Origin of the sequence: Amycolatopsis sp. NPDC058340 (assembly GCF_042723975.1) — a bacterium.
Lineage (GTDB): Bacteria > Actinomycetota > Actinomycetes > Mycobacteriales > Pseudonocardiaceae > Amycolatopsis.
Genome location: NZ_JBHXIB010000065.1, coordinates 35,885 through 44,593, shown reverse-complemented (window position 1 = coordinate 44,593; position 8,709 = coordinate 35,885). Strand labels below are relative to the sequence as shown.

Below are 8,709 nucleotides of genomic sequence, written 5' to 3'. Positions count from 1 at the left end.
TTTGGCAAAACCCAATTCCTAAATGTTTCTGGTTGCCACTGTGGAAAACCCAACACGAACGGCACGAGGCCGCACCCCTCAACCACTCGATAGCGACGGCCACCCGCCGGCACCGGTGAACGCGAGCATCCCACGCAAGGCCTGCCGGACAGCTGGATGATCGGCCGGACACCGGGTTCACTCGACGGGGCGACCATCGGCCTGGTCGGTGATCCGGGCTGCCGGGCCACGAGATCGACCCTGATCGCGCTGTGCCGGCTGGGGATCGCCCGCATCGTCTTCCTGCCGCCTCCCGGCCGCGGTGTCGACCTGGACGAAGAGTCCTTTATGGAGGAACACGGCGTCAGTTCGTTCGAAGTGGACAATGCGGTCGATCTGGTAGAAGGCTCCGAATCCCGTTCGAACTTCCGGACTTCCACGTCCCCGCCGCCCGGCGGGATCCGGACGCCGCCCCGTTGGCCCCGGAATACGTGTTCGACCGGCGGTTGCTCAGCACGGTCGGTGCGCACGCCCACGTCTTCCACACCGGGCCGCGTGCGGGTGAGCTGCCGCCGGAAAGCACGGCACTGCCCAATGTTCACTATTTCGAGGGAGTTCAGCGCCGGGTTTCCCTGCGAGCGGCGCTGCTCTACCGTCTGCTGGGACCGGCCTGACGAACGGCGCCCATGTTTCGTCCGGAAGCGAAACGAAAGCGTCCTACGGTGGAGGTATGGCCAGGAAGTACGAGACCGCCCGGCTCGGCGGGGAAGCGGATTTCACCACTCCCGCCGAACTGGTCGGCCATCCCGCCCGGTCGGCGATCCTGTTGGCGCTGCTGGACGGCCGCGCGTTGCCGATGTCCGTGCTGGCGGCGGAGGCCGGGGTGGCGCCGTCGACGGCGAGCGCGCATCTGGCCAGGCTGACCGAAGGCGATCTCCTGCGGGTCCGCAGGCAGGGCCGCCACGCCTACTACGAACTGGCGTCCGCCCGGGTCGCCGAAGCGCTGGAAGCCCTGGCACGACTGGCTCCGCCGCGGCCGGTCCGCTCGCTGCGCGGAGCCGGCCGGGCACGGACGCTGCGCACGGCACGGACCTGTTACGACCACATGGCGGGCAGGCTCGGTGTCGAGGTGATGCGCTCGTTGCTCGCCAACGACGCGCTCGACGGTGGCGACGGGCTGCATCATCCGGAGTCCGCGGGCAACGACCGGCTTTCCACGCCTGGCAACGACATCGAGTACCGGATCACCGAGGCCGGCTGGAAGTTCTTCGGCGAGCTGGGCGTGGTGGTCCCGGCGGGTCGGCGGAAGGTCGTGCGCTACTGCGTCGACTGGACCGAACAACGGCACCACCTGGCCGGTGCCCTCGGCGCGGCGCTGCTGGCCCGGGTCGAACAACTGGGCTGGGTGACCCGGCGGGCGAACGGTGTCCCCCGCGCGCTACGGGTGACCGACGAGGGTCGCGAAGGGTTCGCCGAGGTCTTCGGTTTCGACTTCGCGGCGCCGAAGGTGGCGTGACACCGGAGAAACGGAGGACGAGCGCTCGATGGCTTCGACCGCGACGGAACGGCCCGCCTCGACAAGACGGCGACTGCTGCTGACCGTCATGTGCGTCGGGATGTTCCTGGTACAGCTGGACGTCACGATCGTCAATGTCGCGCTGCCGCAGATCGCCGAGGGCCTGCACACCGGGTTGCGCGGCCAGCAGTGGGTGGTCGACGGCTACGCGGTCGTCCTGGCCAGCCTGCTGCTGGCGGGAGGCACGCTGGGTGACCGCTACGGTCACAAACGGGTGGTCCTGTGCGGGCTCGGCGTGTTCGGGATGGCGTCGCTGGTATGCGGGGTCGCCCCCGATGTCGCCACCCTGGTCGGCGGCCGTGCGTTGCAGGGCATCGGCGCGGCGATGCTGCTGCCCGGCACCCTCGCCGTCATCACCCGGGCCTTCCCCGGGCGGACCGAGCAGGCGCGGGCGGTCGGTGTCTGGGCGGGCGTCTCGGCGCTCGCGCTGCCCGCGGGGCCGCTGATCGGCGGCGCGCTGGTCTCGGGTGTGGGCTGGCGGACCGTCTTCCTGATCAATCTGCCGATCGTCGTGGCCGCGATCCCGCTGACCCTGCGCCTGGTCGCCGAAAGCACCGACGAGCACCCGCGACGGCTCGACATCCCCGGCATCGTCCTGGCGACGACGACCCTGGCCGCGACGGTATACGCCGTCATCGCGGGCGAACCGCTCGCGCTGCTCGCCGCCGTGCTCGCGCTCGCCGGGTTCGGCTGGCGGGAACACCGGGCGGCCGAACCGCTGCTCCCGCTGAGCCTCTTGCGGGAACCCGCGTTCACCGGGGCGAACCTGGTGGCGGCGGCGATGAACCTGGTGGGGATCGGGACGATCTTCGTCGTGACGCTGTACCTGCAGACCGTGCAGCACCGGAGCGCGTTCACCGCCGGTCTGATGCTGTTGCCGTTGTTCGTCCCGCTGGCGGCGCTGGCGCCGGTCACCGGCCGCCTCACCGGACACCACGGCCCCCGGCTACCGCTGACCTGCGGTCTCCTCGTCGGCGCGGCCGGATCACTGGCGATGATCGGGCTGGAACCGGACAGCGGATACCTCCGGCTGCTTCCGGTCCTGCTCGGCCTGGGCATCGGCATGGGCCTGATGACCGCCGCCGTCGTGGCCGCCGCGGTCCGCTCGGTCCCCGCCGACCGCGCCGGGCTCGCCAGCGGGGTCAACAACACGTCCCGGCAGGCGGCCGGCGCCCTGGCCGTCGCCGTCTACGGGGCTGTCGCCGGGACGCCAACCGACGGCGCCGGGTTCGTCTCGGGACTGCACACGGTCGGCGTGATCGGCGCGGCCGTCTGGGCGGCCGCGCTCGGGCTGACCTGGCTCACCATCTCCGGCCGGGTACGCACCACGTGAAGGTCAGTAGAGATCGGGAACGACGAGTGTGCTTTCTTCGACCTTGACGTGCCCGGCATCGACGAGGTCCGCGGCACGCGCGAGGAACGCGGAGAGCGACGGCGCGATCGGCTCACCGAGGTCCGGCACGTTGGGGCGGGACACGACCTGTCCGAAGGTGCCACGGTCGCCGGGCGCCAGGTCGAGGAAATAGCAATCGCCTTGGAACGCGAGGCACGGCAACCAGGACTCCGACCACACCGTCCACCGGAGCCAGGCGGGCTGTCCGACGGGTTCGGCCATATGGCCGACCGCGTCGGTGAGCATCCGGTGCATCTCGATGATCTCGTCGACGGTGAGGAAATGATGGAAGTTGAGCGGGCCGTTCAGTTCGCCGGGATCGTCTTGGCCCGCCGACACACTCAGGAGGTCACGGAGTTCGGACGGCAGGACGAGCCCGGTCCCGGTGGCGAGCCGGTCGAGGTCGTGCTCGGACGCTCCGGGCAAGAACGGTGCGGCGTCGGGCAGTTCCCGCTCGATGATGCCGCGCAACCGGGCGAACTCGCGGGCGGTCTGGTTCATGGCGGCCAGTATTCACCGCTCCCGTAGTCTGCGGTGGATCACGGAACCAGGGGGAGTCAGCGTGTCCAGCCACTTCGGGACGATCGGGATCGGCGTCACAAGCCAGGAAGAGCTCGGGGAACGGGTGGTTTCCCTGATCGGCGCGGGCACCACCCGGCGGATCACCAAGAAGATCAGCGAGCACGTCTGGACCGATCCGTCCGGTGCCCGGTTGGTCGCGCAGGTCCACCACGGTGGGATCGAGTTCCTTCTGCCGTGCCTGGCGGGCACCGCGCCCGCGGTGCCCGTCGGCGACGTCCGCCTCGTCGACGACGAGACCGCGATGCTCGACCTCCTGGACGGTGCCGGCGGAGAGTTGATCTGCCCCATCGCGGTCGAACTGGAAGACCGGGCGGTCCTCGCCCACTCCGGCGGGCGGCTCGAATCCGGTTCCCTGGTACTGGCGGCGCTGGCCGAGGAAATCACCGTGCACGCCGACGCCGACGCGTATTCGGCCTCGCAGGACGGTGAACCGGAATTCGCCGCCGACCACTTCATTCCTTCCGGCACCTTCCCGCCCGGAGAACCCGCGCCCGGCTGGACGCCCTCCGCCCACGCGCTGTTCGCCGGCGAGGTCGTCGAGGCCGGAACTCCCGTGAACACCGTCACCGGCACGGCGTTCCATCGGATCCGGGTCCGCACCATCGCGGCGATCGAACTCGACGTCGCCATCGCGACCACCGAGCTCGACCGGACACCCGCGCCCGGCAACGTCGTGTCCGGGACCTTCTTCCTGACCGGAAGTTTGGGGCTACAGCCGGAAAACCCCGTGAAGCGGCGGGGCTGGTTCCGGCGGTGAGCCCGCCGGGGGCCACTTCGCGACCTGCCCCGACCCCGGCCGCCGTATCCTGAAAGTGAGGCGGAGGTGGGAAATGACGGACGAGCAGCTGCTCATCGAGTTCGCGCTGACCCGCATGGACCATCCCGATCTCGACCTCGAAGAAGTGGCCACGCTGACCGTCCGGCGGCTCGGCGAGGACCGGATGCTGGACTTCGCCGGGCACACCCTCGCGAGCCGCGGCGAACTACGCGGAGCGGTGTTCCCCGCCGCGGTGGAACACGTGCTCCGCGTCGTCCTGACGTTGCGCGGCCCGGACGACTGAGCGGCCCCGGGTCAGGAGATCTTGCGCCGGTAGGTGATCGTGGCGAAGAAGTACGCGACGACGAGGAGGCCGCCGCACCAGGCGAGGGCCGTCCAGATATCGGTGGCGACCGGCTGGCCGGTGAGCAGGGCGCGCAGGGCGTTCACGATCGAGGTCACCGGCTGGTGTTCGGCGAAGGCCCGTACCGGGCCGGGCATGGTGGCGGTCGGCACGAACGCCGAGCTGAGGAACGGCAGGAAGATGAGGGGGTAGGAGAACGCGCCCGCACCGTCCACGGATTTCGCGGAGAGACCGGGGATCACCGCCAGCCAGGTCAGCGCCAGCGTGAACAGGAGCAGGATGCCCGCCACCGCGAGCCACGCCCCCAATCCCGCTCCTGAACGGAAGCCCATGACGAGGGCCACGCCCATGACGATCACCAGTGAGACCAGGTTGGCGACGAGCGAGGTCAGCACATGCGCCCACAGCACGCCCGAGCGCGCGATCGGCAGGGATTGGAAGCGTTCGAAGATCCCGCTCTTCATGTCGGTGAAGAGTCTCAGCGCGGTGTAGGCGACGCCCGACGCGACCGTGATCAGCAGGATCCCGGGCAGCAGGTAGTTCACATACGAATCCGCCCCGGTGTCGATCGCGCCGCCGAACACGTAGACGAACATGAGCATCATGGCGACCGGCATCATCGCGGTCGTGATGATGGTGTCCATACTGCGCGTCACATGCTTCACCGATCGTCCCAAAAGGACGGTGGTGTCGCCGAAGAAGTGCTTGTTCACGGTGTTCCCCCTACTTGTCCGCGCCGACGACAGCAAGGAAGACGTCCTCGAGCGACGGCTGTTTCTCGACGTATTCGACCTTGGCCGGCGGGAGCAGCCGCTTGAGCTCGGCGAGCGTGCCGTTCACGATGATCCGTCCTTTGTGGAGGATCGCGATCCGGTCGGCGAGCTGCTCGGCCTCGTCCAGATACTGCGTCGTCAGCAGCACGGTCGTACCGCGGGCGGCGAGTTCCTTCACCGCGGCCCACACCTCGATCCGCGCCTCGGGGTCGAGCCCGGTGGTCGGCTCGTCGAGGAAGATCACCGGCGGATTCCCGATGAGGCTCATGGCGATGTCCAGTCGCCTGCGCATCCCGCCCGAATACGTCGAGACCTTCCGCGCGCCCGCCTCCATCAGCGAGAACCGCTCCAGCAGGTCGTCGGCGATCTTGCCCGGCCGCTTCAGATGTCTCAGCCGGGCGACGAGCACCAGGTTCTCGCGTCCGCTGAGGATCTCGTCGACAGCGGCGAACTGACCGGTGAGGCTGATGACCTCCCGCACGCTCGCCGGATGCGTGGTGACGTCCAGGCCATCGACGGTCGCCGTCCCCGCGTCCGTCTTGAGCAACGTGGACAGGATCCGCACGACCGTGGTCTTACCCGCCCCGTTCGACCCGAGGAGCGCGAAGATACCGCCCCTTTCCACGTCGAAATCCACACCCCGCAGCACATGCAGCGTCTTGTACGACTTCTCCAGGCCTCGCACCCGGATCGCCTGAGCTCGTGTCGCCATCGGGCCGCCCCCCCTTTCCTGCTACTCAGCATCACTGACTACCGGTACATAGTATCGCTGACTACCGGACGCGCAAGCACCTCCGGGTGTAGTGGTGACGTCAAGACCGGGCCGTCCGGCATGCGAAGTACGTAAGCGGCCCTTCAGCCGGTGGACGCGACCGGTTCAGCTATCGGGATGCGTACCGCACGCCGGATCCCGGTCCCCGCCTCGATCAGCTGTCCCCTGGGCTTCGCCGGTGCCCTCGCCGTGGCTTTCCTCGCCCGGGCGGGCGGTTCACCTCAGCCGCTCGTTTCCGTGTTGCTCATGGTCGCCGTGATCGATGCCGTCGCCCTGCTCGGCACCGCACGGGCCACCTTCGCCACCGCGGCGATCTGCTGGCTTCTGCACTCTTGGCTCGTACTGGGGCATCCTGCCGAGCACGACGCTCTCGTGTTCGCGCTCAATGCCTTGGGCGCCAGCGGTTTCGCGTTCTTGTCGCGGGACGTCAGGCCGGCATCGGGTTCACCCGATTCGGTGTCAAGAACCCGTCAACGCCCTCGGACCGGAGACCAGCGGAACCCCAAGCTGACGGCGTGACCACGACACTCACCCGCCCCGAAAGCGGTACCGACCACTCCGAACGCCACCGCCTGTCCGTCGTCGGCGGACTCGCCGCGCTGTCCTTGGACGCGATGGCGTCGGTCGCCTACGGACCCGAAGCCATCGTCATCGTGCTGGCCGTCGCCGGCGGTGCGGGATTGGGCTTCACGGTGCCGGTCACACTCGCGATCGCGGTACTGCTGGGCGTGCTGACCCTGTCCTACCGTCAGGTGATCGCCGCGTTCCCCGACGGCGGCGGCGCCTACGGGGTCAGCCGGACCTACCTCGGGCGCCGGGCCTCACTGGTGGCGGCGGCATCGCTGATCGTCGACTACGTGCTCAACGTCGCGGTGTCGGTGGCGGCCGGGGTGGCCGCGCTGACGTCGGCGTTCCCCGGGCTGCTGCCGTACACGCTGTGGCTGTGCCTCGGCGTGCTGGCCTTGGTCACCGGCGTGAACCTTCGCGGCATCGCCGAGAGCGCGCGGGTGTTCGTCGTGCCCACCGTGATCTACGTCGGCGCGATCCTGTCCGTGATCGTCGCCGGCCTGTTCCGGTCCGGCCCGGCCGCGGCGGTCGTCGCGCCGGAACACGCGCAGAACCTCCAGACGGTCGGCATTCTGTTGCTGCTCAAGGCTTTCGCGAACGGCTGCGCGGCGCTGACCGGAGTCGAGGCGATCGCCAACGCCGTACCGTCGTTCCGCAAGCCCCGGGTACGGCGCGCGCAGCACGCGGAGATCGCGCTGGGCGGTCTGCTCGGCGTGATGCTCCTCGGGATCGCCGTGCTGATCGGGAAATTCGCCATCCATCCGGTGGACGGCGTCACCGTGCTCTCGCAGGTGACGACCGCGGCGCTGGGCGACGGCTTCGGTTTCTACCTGGTGCAGTTCTCGACCGTGGTGCTGCTCGCCTTGGCCGCGAACACGTCCTTCGGCGGCCTGCCCGTGCTCGCCCAGTTGCTCGCCAAGCACAACAAGCTGCCGCATGTGTTCGCCCTGCGCGCGGAACGCCAGGTGTACCGCTACGGCGTCGGCTTCCTCGCCGTCACCGCGGCCCTGCTGCTCGTGATCACGGACGGCGACATGAACACCTTGGTCCCGCTGTTCGCGATCGGGGTGTTCGTCGGGTTCACCCTCTCCCAGATCGGGATGGTCCGGCACTGGCGGCGGACCCGCCCGTCCGGCTGGCGCGGCAAGGCCACGCTCAACGGCTTCGGCGCGCTGCTCACCGGAGCCGCGGCGATCGTGGTGACGACGACCAAATTCGGCGAGGGCGGCTGGCTGATCGTCGTCGCGCTGCCGCTGCTGGTGGCGGTCATGGAATGGGTGGAACGGAGCTACCGCCGAATCGGTGAGCGGCTCGGGCTCGGCCTGACCCCCGCTCCCCCGCGACCGCACCGTTCACTCGTCATCGTCCCCGTCCACACCGTCTCCCGCCTGACCCGTGACGCGCTCGCCGCCGCGTTGTCGCTCGGCGACCACGTCGAGGCGGTGCACGTCGTCCATCCCGACGACGGCCAGTCCGCGCGGGATTTCGTCGCGGACTGGGAGAAGTGGCATCCCGGAGTGACGCTGGTCCAGCTCCACGACGAACGACGGCGTCTCGGCGAGCCGCTGGTGGAACACCTGCGCACAGTCGGCGACCGGCACGTCTTCGTCCTGATCGCCGAGGTCGAACCGGAGCACTGGTGGCAGCGGATCCTGCAGAACCGGCGCGGCGGCGTGCTCGCCCGCGCTCTGCGCCGACGCTCGGACGCCGTCGTCTGCCGGATGCGTTTCCGGTTGACCGCCCGGTGAACGTTGCCGCGGAAGGAATCCGTAAAACCGGATCGGCCGATCTTGCTCCCCGGGCGCGGACGCGTTTGGCTGGAGCCATGGGCAGAGGGCACGCGTGGGCCGTGCGCCACGACGACCGGCCACCTCATCCGGTGCCGGTCGGCGATACCTCCGATACCGGCGATTCCCCGGCCGGCCGTTGATCTTTCCGGCCCCCGG

10 protein-coding genes are annotated in these 8,709 nt (G+C 69.3%); 7 read left to right on the top strand and 3 right to left on the bottom strand.

All coding sequences use genetic code 11. The features are described 5' to 3' along the window. The first annotated feature begins 455 nt into the window (after positions 1-455). The 3 genes from ACFWIW_RS38185 to ACFWIW_RS38175 are packed head-to-tail and all read left to right on the top strand — an operon-like array spanning position 456 to position 2,888. On the top strand, positions 456-653 hold the full coding sequence (locus ACFWIW_RS38185) for a hypothetical protein (protein ID WP_378372949.1): 198 nt from the start codon (positions 456-458) through the stop codon (positions 651-653). A 56-nt stretch (positions 654-709) separates the two neighbouring features. Continuing rightward, positions 710-1,495, top strand: a complete 786-nt coding sequence (locus ACFWIW_RS38180; RefSeq protein WP_378372948.1) for an ArsR/SmtB family transcription factor — start codon at positions 710-712, stop codon at positions 1,493-1,495. A gap of 28 nt (positions 1,496-1,523) precedes the next feature. Next, the gene (locus ACFWIW_RS38175) at positions 1,524-2,888 is read left to right on the top strand and encodes an MFS transporter (protein ID WP_378372947.1); all 1,365 of its coding nucleotides are present in this window, start codon (positions 1,524-1,526) and stop codon (positions 2,886-2,888) included. Positions 2,889-2,891: 3 nt separating this feature from the next. Here the strand turns inward: ACFWIW_RS38175 and ACFWIW_RS38170 are convergent, their stop codons facing one another. Next, the gene (locus tag ACFWIW_RS38170) at positions 2,892-3,449 is read right to left on the bottom strand and encodes an SMI1/KNR4 family protein (RefSeq protein ID WP_378372946.1); all 558 of its coding nucleotides are present in this window, start codon (positions 3,447-3,449) and stop codon (positions 2,892-2,894) included. A 61-nt stretch (positions 3,450-3,510) separates the two neighbouring features. Between ACFWIW_RS38170 and ACFWIW_RS38165 the strand changes: the two genes are divergently transcribed. Together ACFWIW_RS38165 and ACFWIW_RS38160 are read left to right on the top strand one after the other, a co-directional pair. Further along, positions 3,511-4,287 (top strand): hypothetical protein, encoded by a 777-nt coding sequence (locus ACFWIW_RS38165; RefSeq protein WP_378372945.1) that lies wholly within the window; start codon positions 3,511-3,513, stop codon positions 4,285-4,287. A 73-nt stretch (positions 4,288-4,360) separates the two neighbouring features. Next, positions 4,361-4,591 carry a hypothetical protein gene (locus tag ACFWIW_RS38160; protein ID WP_044850598.1) on the top strand — a complete coding sequence of 77 codons (231 nt, stop codon included), beginning with the start codon at positions 4,361-4,363 and terminating at the stop codon, positions 4,589-4,591. Positions 4,592-4,602: 11 nt separating this feature from the next. Here ACFWIW_RS38160 and ACFWIW_RS38155 read toward each other — a convergent pair whose 3' ends face one another. Both ACFWIW_RS38155 and ACFWIW_RS38150 read right to left on the bottom strand, forming a co-directional pair. Then, positions 4,603-5,364 (bottom strand): ABC transporter permease, encoded by a 762-nt coding sequence (locus ACFWIW_RS38155; protein WP_378372944.1) that lies wholly within the window; start codon positions 5,362-5,364, stop codon positions 4,603-4,605. Positions 5,365-5,374: 10 nt separating this feature from the next. Beyond that, complete coding sequence (locus tag ACFWIW_RS38150; protein ID WP_378372943.1) at positions 5,375-6,136, bottom strand: ABC transporter ATP-binding protein; 762 nt, start codon at positions 6,134-6,136, stop codon at positions 5,375-5,377. Positions 6,137-6,313: 177 nt separating this feature from the next. Here ACFWIW_RS38150 and ACFWIW_RS38145 point away from each other — a divergent pair, with 177 nt between their 5' ends. Together ACFWIW_RS38145 and ACFWIW_RS38140 are read left to right on the top strand one after the other, a co-directional pair. After that, a complete protein-coding gene (locus tag ACFWIW_RS38145; RefSeq protein ID WP_378372942.1) occupies positions 6,314-6,715 on the top strand; it encodes a hypothetical protein in 402 nt (133 codons plus the stop codon). Next, positions 6,712-8,511 carry an APC family permease gene (locus ACFWIW_RS38140; RefSeq protein WP_378372941.1) on the top strand — a complete coding sequence of 600 codons (1,800 nt, stop codon included), beginning with the start codon at positions 6,712-6,714 and terminating at the stop codon, positions 8,509-8,511. Before ACFWIW_RS38145 ends, ACFWIW_RS38140 begins: the two co-directional genes overlap by 4 nt. Positions 8,512-8,709 lie beyond the last annotated feature (198 nt).

Excerpts from the sequence above, each read along its gene's own strand:
- ACFWIW_RS38145 (WP_378372942.1), top strand. The coding sequence starts at position 6,314 with ATGCGTACCGCACGCCGGATCCCGGTCCCCGCCTCGATCAGCTGTCCC.
- ACFWIW_RS38180 (WP_378372948.1), top strand. The coding sequence starts at position 710 with ATGGCCAGGAAGTACGAGACCGCCCGGCTCGGCGGGGAAGCGGATTTC.
- ACFWIW_RS38175 (WP_378372947.1), top strand. The coding sequence starts at position 1,524 with ATGGCTTCGACCGCGACGGAACGGCCCGCCTCGACAAGACGGCGACTG.
- ACFWIW_RS38150 (WP_378372943.1), bottom strand. The coding sequence starts at position 6,136 with ATGGCGACACGAGCTCAGGCGATCCGGGTGCGAGGCCTGGAGAAGTCG.
- ACFWIW_RS38170 (WP_378372946.1), bottom strand. The coding sequence starts at position 3,449 with ATGAACCAGACCGCCCGCGAGTTCGCCCGGTTGCGCGGCATCATCGAG.
- ACFWIW_RS38160 (WP_044850598.1), top strand. The coding sequence starts at position 4,361 with ATGACGGACGAGCAGCTGCTCATCGAGTTCGCGCTGACCCGCATGGAC.